Annotated in this window: 12 protein-coding genes; 3 read left to right on the top strand and 9 right to left on the bottom strand. The window is 70.3% G+C overall.

Going from position 1 to position 16,001, the window contains the following annotated elements:
• Window positions 1-13: 13 nt before the first annotated feature.
• The 7 genes from WI697_RS04050 to WI697_RS04080 form a co-directional block, all read right to left on the bottom strand.
• Window positions 14-274, bottom strand: coding sequence for a hypothetical protein (locus tag WI697_RS04050; protein WP_345957478.1), 261 nt, complete (start codon window positions 272-274; stop codon window positions 14-16).
• Complete coding sequence (locus WI697_RS04055; RefSeq protein ID WP_345957479.1) at window positions 274-978, bottom strand: VOC family protein; 705 nt, start codon at window positions 976-978, stop codon at window positions 274-276. The genes WI697_RS04050 and WI697_RS04055 overlap by 1 nt, the downstream gene beginning before the upstream one ends.
• A 24-nt stretch (window positions 979-1,002) precedes the next feature.
• Complete coding sequence (locus tag WI697_RS04060; protein ID WP_345957480.1) at window positions 1,003-2,271, bottom strand: alpha/beta fold hydrolase; 1,269 nt, start codon at window positions 2,269-2,271, stop codon at window positions 1,003-1,005.
• Between the two features lie 7 nt (window positions 2,272-2,278).
• Window positions 2,279-2,800 carry an acyl-CoA thioesterase gene (locus WI697_RS04065; protein ID WP_345957481.1) on the bottom strand — a complete coding sequence of 174 codons (522 nt, stop codon included), beginning with the start codon at window positions 2,798-2,800 and terminating at the stop codon, window positions 2,279-2,281.
• Window positions 2,797-3,954, bottom strand: coding sequence for an FAD-dependent monooxygenase (locus tag WI697_RS04070; RefSeq protein WP_345957482.1), 1,158 nt, complete (start codon window positions 3,952-3,954; stop codon window positions 2,797-2,799). Before WI697_RS04070 ends, WI697_RS04065 begins: the two co-directional genes overlap by 4 nt.
• A 31-nt stretch (window positions 3,955-3,985) precedes the next feature.
• A complete protein-coding gene (locus WI697_RS04075; protein WP_345957483.1) occupies window positions 3,986-5,674 on the bottom strand; it encodes an AMP-binding protein in 1,689 nt (562 codons plus the stop codon).
• Between the two features lie 102 nt (window positions 5,675-5,776).
• Window positions 5,777-6,478: a TetR/AcrR family transcriptional regulator gene (locus WI697_RS04080; RefSeq protein ID WP_345957484.1), complete on the bottom strand. Its 702-nt coding sequence runs from the start codon at window positions 6,476-6,478 to the stop codon at window positions 5,777-5,779.
• Window positions 6,479-6,620: 142 nt separating this feature from the next.
• On the opposite strand from WI697_RS04080, the gene WI697_RS04085 reads away from it, so the two are divergent.
• Genes WI697_RS04085 through WI697_RS04095 form a run of 3 tightly spaced genes read left to right on the top strand, consistent with a single transcriptional unit; the run spans window position 6,621 to window position 9,546 of the window.
• Window positions 6,621-7,679, top strand: a complete 1,059-nt coding sequence (locus WI697_RS04085; protein WP_345957486.1) for a C4-dicarboxylate TRAP transporter substrate-binding protein — start codon at window positions 6,621-6,623, stop codon at window positions 7,677-7,679.
• Window positions 7,676-8,203 (top strand): TRAP transporter small permease, encoded by a 528-nt coding sequence (locus WI697_RS04090; RefSeq protein WP_345957487.1) that lies wholly within the window; start codon window positions 7,676-7,678, stop codon window positions 8,201-8,203. Before WI697_RS04085 ends, WI697_RS04090 begins: the two co-directional genes overlap by 4 nt.
• Window positions 8,200-9,546, top strand: coding sequence for a TRAP transporter large permease (locus tag WI697_RS04095; RefSeq protein WP_345957488.1), 1,347 nt, complete (start codon window positions 8,200-8,202; stop codon window positions 9,544-9,546). Before WI697_RS04090 ends, WI697_RS04095 begins: the two co-directional genes overlap by 4 nt.
• On the opposite strand, the gene WI697_RS04100 is transcribed toward WI697_RS04095, so the two are convergent.
• Complete coding sequence (locus WI697_RS04100) at window positions 9,515-10,309, bottom strand: thioesterase II family protein (protein ID WP_345957489.1); 795 nt, start codon at window positions 10,307-10,309, stop codon at window positions 9,515-9,517. The genes WI697_RS04095 and WI697_RS04100 overlap by 32 nt on opposite strands.
• 11 nt (window positions 10,310-10,320) lie before the next feature.
• Window positions 10,321-15,993, bottom strand: coding sequence for a condensation domain-containing protein (locus WI697_RS04105; RefSeq protein WP_345957490.1), 5,673 nt, complete (start codon window positions 15,991-15,993; stop codon window positions 10,321-10,323).
• Window positions 15,994-16,001 lie beyond the last annotated feature (8 nt).

Consider the following 16,001-nt stretch of genomic DNA (forward strand, 5'->3'; position numbering starts at 1 on the left):
GGTTCGGTCTCCTTCAGGCCGGCTGGTTGGTGCCGATCACCGTAACGGTGTCGCGGCCCCATTCGGCCACTTCGCCGTCCAGGCCGCCGGTGAACATCCCGTACCAGAGCGCGGGCTTCATCCCCAATGCCTTGCGTTCGAACGTCATCGGACCATCGGTTTCGATCATCCAGTAGCCCTTGCGGGGCTCGGAGATGCGATAGCCGTCACGGCCGCGCGACACGTCGACCAGCGGCCTGAATTCAGGCACATCCACAACATAAAGACGGGGCATCACGCTTCCTCCAGCCAGGCGTCGACCAGGGCGGCCTTGCGCCGCCACACGGCATCGATATCGGTCATCCGCGTGCCCGAGGCGCGGGCAGCGTCCTCAAGCTCGATGGCGGCACGCAATGTCAGCTCGGCGTCCTCGGCATCGATCCGTTCGATCGCGCGCAGACGCAGCGTCACCTCCAGCGGATAACCGTTGGGGTCGAGGAAATAGATCGATTCGATACCTTCATGCCGGGTGTAGGGCGAAACGATGATGCCCCGGGCCTCCAGCGTGTCCTTCCAGCGCTCCAGCTCCTCACGGCTTTCCACCCCCCATGCGGTGTGGGTGGCCGCATAGAAATAGTGGTCTTCGGACATGTACTTCTCGGGCCGGTCGGTCCCGATATAGTAGAAGAAGGCGATGGTCGCACCATTGCCGGCATCGAAGAAGAAGTGCAGGAAGTCGGGATGGTTCTGCTGGCCCCAGCCGCGGGCGCTGATCGTGTGGATCAGCTTCAGGCCCAGGATGTCGCGGTAGAAGGTCACCGTCTCACGCAGCTTCCAGGTCGGCCGGGCGGTGTGGTCGACGCCGTGCAGGCAGAGCTGCACCCCGTCTTCCGCGGCAGGCTTCAGCACCTGCACATCCGGATCCTGGGTGCGGTAGGCGCGATTGGTGGAGAAGGCGGTATCCTGGCGGGCCTTCTGATGGATGGTGTCTGCGGTCATCTGAACGCTCCTCCTCGAGGTGGATCAGGCGAAACCCTTGTCGGCCAGCCAGGCGGCGACGGCGTCGCCGGCCACGATCTGGCCATTGGGCTTGTCGGGGGCGACGGCGCGGCCGTGGTGATTGCCGTGGACGCGCAGCCGGGTTTTGTCGGCGGCACCGATCAGGCCGAAGAGACGCTCCGCCTCGGCCGGGAAGACGCTGTTGTCGCCGGTGTATTCGATCATCAGCACCGGCTGGCCGATATCGGGCGCGCAGGCTTCCATCGAGGCGTTGGTCGAAAAGGCCGACCAGTTCGACAGCCAGCTTTCCGGCGTGCAGACCCGGGCGAAGCCGACCGAGCCGTAATTGCTGACCACCTGATTGGCGCCCCAGAGCGTGCCATAGGCGCGGTCCGACGGGTCGAGCGAGAGGTCGAAGCAGCGCGGATCGGCGTCGGTGCGCCAGACCTGGAAGATCGGCGAGAAGGCGGCAAGGATCGCATCCTCGCGGCTGCCGCCGGCTTTGGTCGCCTTGCGTGCCGCCGCCTTGCGGGCGAGCAGGGCCTTTGCCTTCTCGTCGATCCGCCGCACCCGCGCGGCCTGGGCGGCGCGATAGCGGGTCAGGAAATCGGGGGCGTAGGAGGATGAGTCCGGCGCCGGCTGGAAGCCGTTGTCGGGGGAGAAGGGATCGAGCGCCGGATCGACCGAGAGGGGGTCGTCTTCATCGGTCACCGACGGGTCGATGCAGGCGAGCAGAAGGGCCCCCTGGCCCAGATGCGAGGACACCAGCACCACCCCGTCGGGCGCCGGCATCGCCGCCCGGTCGAGCCCGGTGGGCCGCCCGCCGGGGGAGCGGGCGACCCGGTCTTCGGGCGCGCGGGCGGCTTGCTGGCAGTAATAGGCGGCAAGCGGCCCGCCGCCCGAGATGCCGAGCAGCACGGTCTGTGCGAAGCCGGCCTCGCGGCGCAGGAAATCCTGGCCGGCGGCCATGTCGTGCAGGGCGGTTTCGTGCTCCAGGCGGATATCGTTGCCAGGGGCGCGGGAGCCCTGCACCCAGACGGCGACCCCGGCGGCGAGCAGGTCGGGCACGATATACTGGGTGACGCCCAGCTCGCGCGGGTGCATCAGGCAGACCACGCTCCGCTCGGCCCCGCGGCGGAACAGGAAACCGGTGACCGGCGCGCCGTCCGCCGTGGTGAGCGCATGGGCGGTCATCCGTGTGCCGGCCGGCAGGCGCGCCGGATCCCATGTGGTGCCGCGCAGCCCGGCCGTGGTGGTGGCCTGGCGGTGGGGCGCTGTGTCGGGGCTGGTCATCAGGAGATCATCCCTTCGCGAACCGCGTGGCGGGGGCAAGCTTGTGGAGGATGTCGGGCAGGGGGCCCGACCGTGCCGCCTGATCGTCGAGCACGGCGCGCAGCTCCGGCGGTACCGGCGTGGTGACGGTGCGGTCCTCGTCGGAGACGCGGATCGAACTCACCCGGCCGATGAAGACCGGCCGGCCGTCATCGACACGCCGGGCGGCGATCAGAAGATGCGTGGTATGGGTGCCGGTGCCGCCGGGATGGACCTCGACATCGAAGACGTCGCCGGGCCAGAGGGGGCTCAGGAACTCCATCTCGATCCCCTTGCCCGGCGCGCGATGGCTGATGCCGGGCGGCAGGGCGGGCTTCAGCACCTGCTCGCCGAAGAGATGGCAGGCATCCAGCATGTAGAGCGGGAAGCGACCGGCATAGACCACGCCGGCCGGATCACAATCCGACCAGCGGGCGGTGCGGCGCACCACGAAGGGGTGCATCGAGACGATGCCCTCCTGGACCGGGAGATGGTCGGGGGCGGCGATCATGCGGTCAGCTCCAGCCCGGCATCCTGCGCACGGCGCGGGGCGATGTGGCGGGCATAGAACTCCGGCGCATACGCCTTCAGCCGGTCGTCGTCGACCCGGCCGGTGCGGGTGAGGAAGTCGTGAACGAAGCTGACCAGATCGGTCTGCATGGCCTGGCGCACGCCTTCATACCAGTCGTAGCTGCGGGCGGTGGCATCGGTGAACAGGTCGCGTACCGGCCGGCGGGCGGCGACATAGCGGTCGAGCGCCCGGGCGACCGGGCCGCCCTCGATCAGGGCATCGTGCAGGGCCACGGCATCGTCCATGGCGAGCCGGGTGCCGGAGCCGATCGAGAAATGGGCGACGCGAAGCGCATCGCCGATCAGCACCGCCCGGCCGTCGGTCCAGCGCTCGGCGATCCGGGCATCGAAGCGGCGCCAGACCGACTTGTTTTCCAGCAGCCGGCCGCCGTCGAGCACATCGGCGTAGATCTCTTCGATCAGGGCCTTGCGCCGGGCGTCGGTCATGCGGTCCAGGCCGCAGCTCTCCCAGGTCAGGGCATCGCATTCGGCGACGAAAGTGCTGAGCCCGTCGGCATAGGTGTAGTAATGGGCGATGAAACAGCCGCCACGGTGATAGCGGAACATCAGCGCATTGGGCTTCAGGGCCCGATCGACGCCATACCAGGCGAAGCGGTTGCCGAGCTGGTGGGATCTGACCGGGAAGGCCTCGGGCCAGATGGTGCGGATGACCGAGTTGGCACCGTCGGCGCCGACGATCAGGTCGTAGCCGTCGAGATCCGCGGCGCCGGCGATGCGGCGGTCGTGGACCACCTCGACGCCGACCTCGTCGCAGAGCCGGCCCAGGATCTGCAGCAGGGTCAGCCGGGCGATGGCGCCCGACGAGCCCGGATAGGTCAGGATCAGGCTGTCGCCGTTCAGCCCGATCTTCTGGCTGCCCGAGAAGGTCATCGCAGGCGCGAGGCGGTCGAGGGTTTCGGGGTCGACCTCGCGCAGGCGGTCGCGGGCGGTGCCGGCCAGGACCACGCCGAAGCCATAGGTGGCGTCGCGCGGATTCTGTTCGAACACCCGCACCTCGGCATCCGGGCGGCTGCGCTTGATCAGCCGGGCGAAGAACAGGCCGGCGGGACCACCGCCGACGATGGCGATCTTCATATCTGAGGCTCCTTCACTCGCACCGCCGGGATCAGGCGAGCGCGTCGGAGGCGGCGGGGGCGCGCTCCTCGCGCAGGATCCGGGCGATGCGTTCCTTCAGCAGGGGTTTGGAGGGCTTGCCCGAACCGGTGAGCGGGAAATCGGCCACCGTCTCGATCCGCTCGGGCCATTTGAACTTCGCCATGCCCAGGTTTTCGAGGAAGGCACCGGTCTCGCGCAGGTCGGGGGCCGTGGTGCCGGGCACCGGCACGACGAAAGCGCACATCCGCTCGCCATAGAGCGGATCGGGCATCGGCACGCAGAGCACCGCGGCGATCTGCGGATGGCCGAGCAGGGCGCGTTCGACCTCGGAACAGTTGATCTTCTCGCCGCCACGGCTGACCACGTCCTTCACCCGGCCGTCGAAGGTGAGATGCAGGACGCCGCCGATATGGCGGATGCTCATCAGATCGCCCGATTTGACATAGCCGTCGGCGGTGAAGGCCTCGCGGTTGCGCTCTTCCGCGTCGTAATAGCCGCGGGTGGAGCTGGGGCCGCGGAAGACCATTTCGCCGATCACGCCGTCCGGCAGCGGCTCGCCGGTCTCGGGATCCTGGATACGGATGTCGGTGTGTTGATCGATCGGCCGGCCGACCGTGTCCGAGAGGATGTCGAGGCCGTCGCCGGCGGCGCTGTAGCAGATGATGCCCTCGGTCATGCCATAGAGCGTGACGGTGGGCGCGCCCAGCTTCTCGGCCAGCGGCCGGGCATTTCCGGCGGCGATCTGCAGGGCGGCGCGCAGATCCCCGACCTCCAGAAGATCGGCCGAGAGCAGGCGGTACATCAGCGGGCCGGGCACCGCCATCAGCGTCGGCCGGCGGGCGCGGATCAGATCCGCCATGATCTCGGGCGTGGGATGCGGCATGCACACGACCTCGCCACCCGCCCAGAGCGTCGAGCCCCAGTAGCAGACGATGGGGGCGTTGTGCATCATCGGTGCGGCCGAGAACGACACCGTCCGGTGATCCAGCCCGTGAAAGGCGCCGGCACTGCGGATCTGCCAGAGATATTCGTTGTGGAAGCGCGGGATGATCTTGGGAACGCCGCTGGTGCCGCCCGAGAGCTGGAACACCGCCACCTGCGCCGGATCGCGCTCCACCCCGGCCAGCCGCTCGCGCGCCGTGGCGAGGTCGGTGGTTTCGATCAGCGCCTGAAGGCCGTGAAAGCCCGGGCGATTTCCGGTCGGGCCACGGGCGACGATCACGTCGTCGAGCCCGGGTGCCACCTGCCGCATGTCCTCGGCGAAGCCGGCGGCGTCGAATTTGGCCTCGTCGGTGCAGATGAAATGTGCCCGGGCGCCGGAATGCTGCGCCAGATAGCCGATCTCCAGGGCGCGATGCGCGGTCAGCGTGCAGACCGGGATCACGCCCGCCTTCAGGCAGCCGAGCAGAGAGAGCACCAGCTCGCGGCTGTTGGCGATCTGGAAGATCGCCCGGTCGAGCGGCCGCAGCCCCAGTCCGAGCAGGGCGCCGCCGAGGCGGGTCGACAGGGCATCCAGCTCCCCCAGGGTCCAGCTGCCGTCGGGATCGGTGACCGCCACCCGGTCGGGATGGCGTGCCGCCATCTGCTCCCAGGCTTCGGGCATGGTGAGGGTGTCGAAGAGGCCGAGCGCATCGTAGCGGGCGGTGTCGGCCGCCGACGGATAGACGACACCCGGGATCGGGGTCCGGACGCTGGGCATGGTTTCCTCCCGTGTCTGTTCTTTGATCAGACCATAGCGCTCTCCGGTGTCAGGAATCAACGATAACGTAGATTATTCTTCAGACTCGTAGAATCGTGCCGATCAGAGCATCTGCTCCAGCCGTCCGATCTGGTTGCGCATGCCGTCGAGCAGGGCATCGATCGAGCCGGCCGGGCTGTCGCTGCGGTCGGTTTCGAGCGCGCGGACCGCCATGTCGGCGAAGATCTCCGCCAGTTCGGCCGGGGCCGGCGGCCGGTCGGGGCTGTGCCATTGCGCCGTCCAGGCGGCCATGCCGATCACGGCGAGGGCCGCCACCCGGTCGTCGACCGGGCGGAACAGGCCGGCCCGGATGCCGTCGCGGATGATCCGGCGGCAATCTTCCAGATAGCGGCGCTTCGATGCGGCATGGCGCGCGGCGAGCGCGGGCGGCAGGGCGGCCTCGGTGACCGCGATCATCCGCATCAGCACCTGGCGGTCGATGACGCTGACGACATGGCGGCGCACCATGTCGCGGAGTTCTTCCGCCGGGCCCGCAGCCGCGCGGTCATGGCAGCCAAGCAGGGTCTGGATCGGGCGTTCCGACACCTCGGCGACGATCGCTTCCAGCAGCGCCTCCTTGTTCTCGAAGTAGTAGTAGATCGCCGCCCGGCTCAACCCCACCGCATCGGCGATGTCGGTCAGGCTGGTGCCGTCGAAGCCCTTGCGCGCGAACAGCGTGCAGGCCTTGTCCTTGATTTCACGCTCCAGCAGGGCCTTGCGCCGCTCCCGCACCGTGCCGGCTTCGCTTCCGTCCGTGTCGCTCATCCCTGTCCGGCCTCGTCTCTCTCTGGGTGGGAAATTGCGCCGCGCCGTGTCGCGGCTGTTGACATCCTCGCAGATTTTAAACGAGATAGTTAAAAGTTTCACGCGAACGTAGATTCGCGGAACCTGACGGGAGAAAACGAAGATGATGGGCACATACAAACGCCTCCGCAGGACTGCGGTGGTGACGGCCGGCTTCACCCTGGCGACCTTGGGCCTGGCGGCGCCGGCCGCGGCGGGCCAGACGCTCACCTACAGCGAATACGGCACCGAACGCGGCGTTCAGGGCATCGTGCTGGTGAAATTCGCCGACCAGCTGCGTGAGGCCACCGATGGCGAGCTGAATGTGCGGATCACGTATGGTGCTGCGCTGATCGCACTGCGCGACGTGCTGCGCGGCGTGGGCGACGGGGTTGCCGATATGGGGACCGTGGTCGGCGTCAGCACGCCGGCGGAGCTGTTCAACTTTCGGGTCGGCGATCTGCCGATGGGCAGTTCCGATCCCTGGGTCGGCATGAAGGTGATGCAGGAACTGGCGGCCACCAACCCGACGATCAAACGGGAATTCGCCGATCAGAACGTCCGGCTGATCGCCAATTTCACCACCACGCCGGTGGTGCTGATCTGCACCAGCCCGGTGACCGGCCTGGCCGATCTCAAGGGCCGGAAGGTCCGCGCCAACCCGCCGCATTCGCTGGCATTCGAAGCCTTCGGCGCGATCCCGGTCTCGGTCGCCTTCACCGATGTCTACCAGTCGCTGGATCGCGGGCTGATCGACTGCGCGCAGACCTATGTCAACGCCATCATCCCCTTCCGCCATTTCGAGGTGGCGAAGCATGTCACCATCCTGGATTTCGGCCAGAATCTGGCCTTCGGCGTGGTGATGAACGAGCGCAGCTTCCGCCGCCTGCCGGCCGAACGCCAGGCGGCGCTGCTCAAGGCCGCAGACGCGCTGTCCACCGCCGGCGCCCGGCTGAATATCGAGACGATCGCCTCGGCCCGGGCCGAGCTTGAAAGCAGCCACGGGGTGATCTTCCACACCCTCTCGCCCGAGGATCACGCCCGGCTGCTGGAGGCGGGGAAGATCACCGTCGATGCCTTCCTCGAAAAGGGCGATCCGGCGGTGCTCGACCAGTTCAAGGCGCTGCAGGCGAAGTATCAGGCCGAGCTGGCGACGGAGGGCTATCCGTGGACGCGCAAATGAGCACCGCCGCCGCACGGCCGGTGGCCTGGCTCGACCTCGCCGAAAAGGCGCTGGGCGCGATCGGCGTCGCGGCGCTTGCCTTCAGCGTGATCTATGTCGGCATCGCGGTGGCCGGCACACTGGTGGGGGTGGTGCCGCCGGACGAGGATCTTCTGGTGGCCGAGGCCATGGTGGTCGTGGCCTTCCTGCCGCAATGGCTGCTGGTCCGCCGCCGGCGCCATGTGGCGGTGGAGGCGCTGACACGGGCCCTGCCGGCGGGGGTGCAGCGGGCGCTCGACATCTTCGCGGCGCTCTGCGGCATCGCCGCCTACGGCATCCTGGGCTGGGCGGCCTGGATCGCCTTCGACCGGGCCTGGCTCAGCGGCTCGCTCTATATCGGCGAGCTTGAACTGATGGCCTGGCCGGGGCGGCTGCTGGTGGTCATCGGCCTGGCGGGCGGCCTGGCTGCCTGCCTGCTGGAGCTGTTGCGGGCGGTGACGGCAGGGGCGGCAGGGCAGGCCAGGGAAGGGGGGAGCGGGAGATGAACCCGGCCTATGCGATCGGTGCCAGTTTTCTGGCCGTGCTCGGCTTCGTGGGGCTGCGTGTTCCCATCGCCTTCGCCCTGATCCTGGGGGCGGTGGCCGGGCTGTTCCTGGTTTACGGCTGGTATCCGGGCGAGGCCTTCGATCCCGAAGCCGCGCTCCGGCCGATGATGTCGGTGCTGGCCGACGTCCCCTTCCGCTTCGTCCACAGCTATGAACTCAGCACGATCCCGCTTTATATCCTGCTGGGTGCCGTGGCGCATAAATCGGGCATCACCACCGATGTTTTCCGGTCGATGCGGGTGCTGCTGGGCCGCATGCCCGGCGGGCTGGCGGTTGCCTGCATCTTCGGCTGCGGCGGGTTTTCGGCGCTGTCGGGATCGAGCCTCGCCTGTGCCGCGGCCATGGGCCGGATCTCGATCCCCGAGATGATCGACAACGGTTATGACCGGCGGCTCGCCGCCGGCACGGTGGCGATGGGCGGCACGGTCGGCTCGATGATCCCGCCCTCGATCCCCTTCCTGCTGTTCGCGATCCTGGCCGAGGTTTCGGTGGGCCAGTTGCTGCTGGCCGGCATCCTGCCGGGGCTGCTCACCCTGCTCGGCTATGTGATCACGGTGCAGATCTGGGTGCGGCTGCGCCCCGAAGCGGCGCCCGGGCGGGCGGTGCGGGTCTCGGGCCGCGACATGCTGGGGGCGATCCTCGGCCTCTGGCCGGCGACCCTGCTGTTCGCGATCATCGCGGTCGGCATCTTCACCGGCCTGTTCACCACCATCCAGTCGGCGGCGGTGAGCGTGATCGCGGCCACCCTGATCGGCATCGCCCGCGGCGCGCTCCGCCTCAGCGACATGTACGAGGCGCTGGAGGAGGCGGTCTCGCAATCGGCCCAGCTCTTCGTCATGGCCTTCGGCGCCAAGGTGCTGATCACCCTGGTCGCCGCCTCGGACCTGACCTCCGGCCTGATCGGCTGGACCCAGCATGCCGGGCTGGAGCCCTGGCAGATCATGGCGGCGATCATCGTGCTGTTCCTGATCCTGGGAATGTTCCTCGATCCCTCGGGCATTCTGCTGCTGATGGTGCCGATCACCCTGCCCATCGTGTCGGATCTGGGCTACGACCTGATCTGGTATGCGGTGATCGTGGTGAAACTGCTGGAGATCGGGCTGGTGACGCCGCCCATGGGGCTGAACGCCTTCATGGTCAATGCCTCGGTGCCGCGCAGCCATGCGGTGGATCTGCGCGAGGTCTTTGCCGGCATCGCCCCCTTCCTGGTGCTGGAGGCGGTGGTGACCGGGCTGCTGCTCGGCTTCCCGATCATCTCGCTGCTGATCCCCGGCATGATGTGAGACGGGGGCCGGCGGTGATGCCGGCCAGCGCCTGCCTGAGCGGCGCCTGCATCGCCAGGCCCTGCTCCAGGATCTGGAAGTGGCCGCCCGGCACCTGCACCACGTCGACCGGGCCGGTGGTGACGCCGGCCCAGGCGGCAAGACGGTCGGGGGTGGCGTCGGCGTCTTCAGTGCCGGCGATCGCCAGGATCGGACAGGCGAGTTTGGGCGCGGGATCGACCCGGTGGGTTTCGAGCAGGCGGTAGTCGGCGCGCAGCACCGGCAGCACCCAGTCCAGCAGTTCGGCATGCTCGAACACTTCGGGCGGGGTGCCGCCCAGGCGGCGCATTTCGGCCACCAGCCCGTCGCGGGGCAGACGATGGCGACCGTCCGGGGCCGGCAGATGGGGTGCCTGGCGGCCGCTCATGATCGCAAGCACGGGCCCGCGGCCCGCCGCCTCCAGCCGGCGGGCCAGTTCGAACGCCACCACCGTGCCCATGCTGTGGCCCATCACCACCAGCGGCAGATCGGTGAGCGGCAGCACCTCGCGGGCCAGATCGGCGGCAAGCTCGGCCATCGACCCGGCCGGCGGTTCAGCGAAGCGGGTGCCGCGGCCGGGCAGTTCGACCGGCCAGATCTCGATCTGCCCGGGCACGCCGGCCGTCCAGTGCGCAGCCGGGGCGCCGGTCGGACGGCAGAGATCGGCCGTGCCGCCGGCATGGTGGAGAACCACCATCCGGGCGGCCGGGGCGGGATGGCGGCGGATATGACGGAACCAGGTCATGATATCGGCCCTCATTCGGCGGCACGGATGCCGGCGGCGGGCAGAAGCCCGGCCCCGGCGAGGGCGTCGAGGCACTGGCCGAGGCCGGCCTGATCCAGTGCCGGAAGGCCGAGGCCCAATGCCGCCAGCCGGTCATGGGTCCGGCTGGCATCGACCGGCCGCTGGCGGTCGATGTGGTCGGTGTCGGAAAGCAGCGGTACCAGTTCGGCGAGGGCGGTATCGCCCGGACGGGCCGCCGCCAGCCGGCGGACGCGGGCGGTCCAGTCGGCGGTGGCGATGCGCGGGGCCCGGAAGCCGCGGGCGCGCAACACCTCTGCGACATCCCCCCAGTCGAGCGGCGCCCCACCCGAGAGATGGGTGATGCGGCCGGCATCCGGTGCGGCCTGCTTCCCGGGCCCGGCCTTGGCCAGGGCCAGGAAGGCATCGGCGAGGTCGTCGGGGCGGACCAGATCCAGCACCCGGCCGCTTTCCGGCACCGCGTCGACCAGCGCCATGGCCCGGATCAGCCGCCAGGTCATCTCGCCCGGATCGACCCGGTGGGCCAGCCGGTCGCCGGCAATGGTGGTGGCGCGGTGCAGCATCACCGGCCAGCCGCGGGCGATCGCCCGGCGAAGCAGATGGTCCGCCGCCCAGCGGCTGGTGAGATAGCCGGTGCCGAGCCCGTCGGGCCCGCCCGGATCGCCGGCCTCGTCGAAGGGGGCCGTCCAGGGGGCCGTGTGGTCGACGACGCCGAAACTGCCCAGATAATGTACCGGCTTCGGCCGGCCCGCAGCCGCGAAGGCCAGCACCTCGCGGGTGCCGAGCACGTTGTCGGTGCGCAGCCGGGCATAATCCTCGGCGAAGTGGATGCGGGCGCCGGTGTGCAGTACGACATCGATGTCCCGGGCCAGCATCGCCCGCCTTTCGGGTGGAAGGCCGAAACCGGGCCGGCCGGGACTGCCGGCGATCACCGTCAGCCGCCGGGCGCGGTCGGCCGTCCACAGCCCCCAGGCGCCGAGGCGGGCGGTGAGCGCGCGGGTGGCGGCGGCGTCGCTGGCGGCGTCTTCGAGCACCGTCACCCGTGCGGCCGGATCGTCGAGGGTACGGGCCAGGATCCAGCCTGCGACCAGGGCGGGAACGCCGGTGACCAGGATCCGGGCCGGGCCGGCGGGCCAGGATGCAACCGGCCCGGGCGGCGGGGAGAGGTCGTCCGCCAGCGACAGATCCGCGCGCGGATCGACGATGGCGGTGGCGGCCGCGGCACTGCTGCCGCCTGACGTCATCCGGTCGATCAGGGCTGCCTGATCGGCCAGCACCGGCACGGCATAGGCCGTCTTCAGCGGGAAATCGATGCCGAAGGCCCGGCCGACGCTGAAGGCGAGCTGGGTGGCGAGCAGCGAGTTGCCGCCAAGCGCCAGGAAGTCATCCTCCCGCGCGACCCCGGCGGTTTTGAGCAGACCCGCCCAGAGGCCGGCAAGCCGGCGTTCGGTGGCGGTGACGGGTGGCGAACCCGCCCCGCCACGGCGGCGGATGGCGCTGCGTGCGGCGGCATCCAGCGCCCTGCGGTCTATCTTGCCGGTGGGCGTGCGCGGCCAGTCGTCATGCAGCAGCACCAGATCGGGGATCATGGCCGGTGGCAGAGCCGTCTCCAGATGGGCGCGCAGCGCAAGCGTCAGCCGTTCCGCCGCCGCCAGCCGTTCGGGATGGCTGACCAGGTCGTCGAGCGGCCGGGGATCTTCCGCGGCCGGCCAGACCACCGGCAGGGTGTCGGCGCCGCGCCGGAACACCGCCCGGAACCGCAGACCGTCGGTATCGAGCTGGAGATCGAGCGTATAGCCCGCGCTGTCGGCCAGATCATGCAGGCTTTCGGGATCGGTGCCGCGGCTGTCGGCATCGGCATCGGCATCGGCGACCAGACGCCGCCAGCTGCCGGCATCCGTCGCCTGGCCGAGCAGCCGTGCGGCCCGTTGCGGCACCGCCAGCCGGCGATGAGGGACGCCGGTCACGGCCAGGGAGTCCGGCCCGGCGGCGAGCGCTGCGGCGAGCGCCGCCATGCCCCGCCAGGGGGTGGCGGCGGGCAGCGATGCGGTAGCGGCACCCCCTGACCGGATCAGCGCGTCGAAGCGGCAGGCGGTGAGTTCGTTGTCGGCCAGGCCACGCCGCGGCATGACCTGGACGTCGGCATCGGGCAGGATTCCGGCCGCCAGCCGCGCGACCGCTGCCGGATGCAGCACCAGTTCCGCCTCGGCGGCCCCGGCCGCGGCGATCCGGTCGCGGATCGTGGCGATGTCCAGGGCATCGGGCGCGGTGCGGAACAGGATGTCGGTCCGCAGCGCCGGATTGGCGGCAAGATTGCGCAGATCGCCCAGAAGGATCTGCCCGTCCGGTGCCATGACCGGCTTCAGCGCGGCGAGCATGCGTGCCAGATGATCGACGCCCGGCAGGTACTGCACGACCGAGTTGACCACCACCAGATCGAAGCCGCCATCGGGTACCAGCTCCGCGGGCAGCGGCGCGGCCGCTTCGGCGAGGACAAGTCGGACATGGCCGAGATCGGGCCGCCCGGCCTTGAGCGTGCCGACGGTATCGAGAGCGGCGGCCGAGATGTCGGTGCCGAGATAGGCCTCTGTCCCCGGGGCGATGCGGGCGAGCAGGAAGCCCTGACCGCAGCCGATTTCGAGCACCCGGCGCGGCGCCAGCGCCCGGATGCGGGCGGTGGTCGTCTCCACCCATTCGGCCATCTGATCCGCCGGGATCGGGCTGCCGTCATAGCTGCTCCGCCAGATGCGGAAATCGGCCAGCGGGTCGGTGCCGTCGCGGGCGATGCCGGCATATTCGCCGTCATAGACCGTGCGCCAATGATCGACGGTAAGACGGTGATCGATGGTAAGGCGGTGATCGGCGGCAGGATCCGTATCGCCATCCGGCCCGGGCCTGGTCGTGACATGGGCGATCAGCCGGCGGTCGGGGGCATTGTCGGCCGTATCGGCTGCACTGAACGGGCCGAGGTCGATGGCGGCGGCCACCGCCTCGCGGACCTCGGGATGGTCGCACAGCCGGGCCTCGATCTCGCCCGGCTCGATCCGCAGGCCGCGGATCTTGATCTGACCGTCCCGGCGGCCGTGATGGAGCAGCCGGCCGTCGCCGTCCAGCGCCACCAGATCGCCGGTGGCATGGCGGATGCCGCTTTCCGTGTGGCGGAAGGCTTCTGCCGTGCGGTCGGGATCGGCATGATAGCCGAGCGCCAGCACGATGCCCGAGACATGCAGCTCTCCCACCGCCCCGGCAGGGACCGGCCGGCCCGCCGGGTCCAGCACCCTGAGCCGGGCACCGGGCAGGGGCCGGCCGATCGGCACCGGCCCCCGGCTCGTGCGCGGGAGGCGGGTTGCGGTTACGTCGGCGGTCACCTCGCTCGACCCGTAAAGATTGAGCAGCACGGCGTCGGGCGCGAGGCGGTCGTACAGCTTTTGGACGAGTGAACTGTGCAATGCCTCGCCACTCAGATGCATGATCCGCACGGGCCACGGCGTTTCCGGCGCGGCGTCGGCAGCCAGCATGGTGGCGGCGACCGAGGGGGTGAGCACCAGGCGGGTGACGCCGTGCCGGCGGATTTCTGCCAGCAGGGCTGCGGGATCGCGCGCGGTTTCGGGGGCCGGCACCAGGGCCGGGAAGCCGGCGGCCAGCGGGTGGAGCAGTTCGGCCAGCCCGTCGACGAAGGCGGGCGACGTCTTGAGGCAGGCGAGGTCGTCCGGCATCGCGGGCAGGGTGTCCATCGCCCAGCGCAGCCGGTTGAGCAGCGCATCGCGGGCCAGCAGCACGCCCTTGGGCCGGCCGGTGGAGCCGGAGGTATGGATCAGCACGGCCGGTGCACGGCCGTCGGGCCGGACCGGGGCGGCGGCGCGGCCGGCGAGCGCCCGCCGGTCGGCCAGGATCGCGGCCGGGTCGAGCCGGGTGAGCCCCGGGACGTCGCCGGTGCCGGCCAGCACCCGGATGCCGGCGTCGCGTGCGAGGCTCGCGATCGAGGCTGCCGGCCGGGCGGGGTCGAGCGGGGCCGCGATCACTCCCCGGCCGAGCGCGCCGAGCAGGGCACCGGCCAGCGCCCGGCCGGGGGGCAGGGCCAGCGCCAGGATGTCGCCGGTCTTCAGCCCGGCCCGGGTCATCGCGGTATCCCAGGCCGCCGCATCGGTGAGCAGATCCGCCGCGCTGATCGTGCCGTCGGCCCCGATCAGCGCCGGTGCCGCACCCCGCGCGCCGAGGCTGCGGGCGAGGTCGTCGAAAAGGTCGTCCTCTGCCCGCACCAGCGCCGGCCCGCCGTCGATGATGGCGGTCCCGGCCGCTTCCAGCCCGATCTCCGCCATCCGGCGATCCGGATCGGCAATGAGCGCCCGGACCAGCCCGAGCAGCCGGTCGAGCAGCAGCCCGGCCTCGGCGCCGGTGATCCGGCGCGGGTCATGGGCGAGGCGCAGCCGGATTTCCGGGCCGGGAAAGCCGGCGAGCATCAGCGGGTAGCTGGTTTTCTCAAAAGTCGCCCGCTCGGTGAAGCGGATGCCGCGGGCGGCGAAGGGGTCGAGGGAGGCGAGCGGCATGTTCTCCCACACGGTCATCGAACTCAGCAGTTCGGTCCCGGGGGCGATGCCGGCCGCGTCGCGGATGGCGGTCAACGGCAGATGATCATGCTGGCGCAGCTCGACCAGCAGCGTCTGGACGCGCCGCAGCCAGTCCGCCGCATGCGCCTCTTCGTCGATCCTGACCGGCACCGGCAGAATGGCGAGCAGGGGGCCGAAGATCTGCTCGATGCCCGGGATCTCCGCCGGCCGGCTGGTCGAGGTCATGCCGAAAAGGGCGGCAGGCTGGGCGTCGTGGCGGGCGAGCAGCAGGCCCCAGGCGGCCTGGAACAGGCTGGCTTCGGTGATGCCGATCCGGCGCGCCGCGGTGGTGACGGCCGTGGTCTCGGCCTCAGAAAGGCTGCGCTCGACCAGGCCGTGATCCTCGGGATCGGCAGCCGTGGCGGCCGGGCCGCGGTCGAAGGGCAGACGGGCGGGGGTGGCGCCGTCAAGCGTGCGCGCCCAGAAATCGCGGGCAGTGGCGGTATCGCGGCCAGCCAGCCAGTCGACATAATGCCTGAGCGGCGGTGCAGGCGGCAGGAGGGCGGCGGTGCCCCCGTCCTGATAAACCCGGGCGACATCGCCGAAGGCGAGGCCGAGCGACCAGCCATCGGCGATCACGTGATGCAGCGTCGTCACAACCGCATGGGTTTCGGCACCGATCCGGGCGATGGCGAGACGGATGAGGGGCGCGCGGTCGAGCGCGAAGCCCCGTGCCCGATCCGCGGCCAGGAAGGCGTCGAGGCGGGCGAGCGGGTCGGCATCGTCGGACCAGTCGGCGATCGTAACCGGCAGCACCGCCTTGCGGCGCACCACCTGAAGCGCCCGGTCGAAGCCCTGCCAGTGGAAGGAGGCGCGGAGCGCCGCATGGCGATCGATCGCGGCCTGCCAGCCGCGGGCATAGAGGTCGGGGTCGAACGGCCCCGTCACCAGGGCGGCATATTGCTGCAGATACATCGCAGCCCCCGGTTCCTGCAGCACGTGATGCAGCATGCCCTGTTGCAGGGGCGTGACCGGGTGGATGTCCTCGACATCCGGGCGGCCGGCGGGGCTGGCGGGGGCAGCGGGGGAGGTGGTCGGGGCGGCGGGTGTCGTCGACATGATGCGGC

Origin of the sequence: Tistrella mobilis (assembly GCF_039634785.1) — a bacterium.
Classification (GTDB): domain Bacteria; phylum Pseudomonadota; class Alphaproteobacteria; order Tistrellales; family Tistrellaceae; genus Tistrella; species Tistrella mobilis.

Bases quoted from the DNA above. Each gene is read 5' to 3' on its own strand.
- WI697_RS04050 (WP_345957478.1), bottom strand. From the start codon at position 274: ATGCCCCGTCTTTATGTTGTGGATGTGCCTGAATTCAGGCCGCTGGTC.
- WI697_RS04055 (WP_345957479.1), bottom strand. From the start codon at position 978: ATGACCGCAGACACCATCCATCAGAAGGCCCGCCAGGATACCGCCTTC.
- WI697_RS04060 (WP_345957480.1), bottom strand. From the start codon at position 2,271: ATGACCAGCCCCGACACAGCGCCCCACCGCCAGGCCACCACCACGGCC.
- WI697_RS04065 (WP_345957481.1), bottom strand. From the start codon at position 2,800: ATGATCGCCGCCCCCGACCATCTCCCGGTCCAGGAGGGCATCGTCTCG.
- WI697_RS04070 (WP_345957482.1), bottom strand. From the start codon at position 3,954: ATGAAGATCGCCATCGTCGGCGGTGGTCCCGCCGGCCTGTTCTTCGCC.
- WI697_RS04075 (WP_345957483.1), bottom strand. From the start codon at position 5,674: ATGCCCAGCGTCCGGACCCCGATCCCGGGTGTCGTCTATCCGTCGGCG.
- WI697_RS04080 (WP_345957484.1), bottom strand. From the start codon at position 6,478: ATGAGCGACACGGACGGAAGCGAAGCCGGCACGGTGCGGGAGCGGCGC.
- WI697_RS04085 (WP_345957486.1), top strand. From the start codon at position 6,621: ATGATGGGCACATACAAACGCCTCCGCAGGACTGCGGTGGTGACGGCC.
- WI697_RS04090 (WP_345957487.1), top strand. From the start codon at position 7,676: ATGAGCACCGCCGCCGCACGGCCGGTGGCCTGGCTCGACCTCGCCGAA.
- WI697_RS04095 (WP_345957488.1), top strand. From the start codon at position 8,200: ATGAACCCGGCCTATGCGATCGGTGCCAGTTTTCTGGCCGTGCTCGGC.
- WI697_RS04100 (WP_345957489.1), bottom strand. From the start codon at position 10,309: ATGACCTGGTTCCGTCATATCCGCCGCCATCCCGCCCCGGCCGCCCGG.
- WI697_RS04105 (WP_345957490.1), bottom strand. From the start codon at position 15,993: ATGTCGACGACACCCGCCGCCCCGACCACCTCCCCCGCTGCCCCCGCC.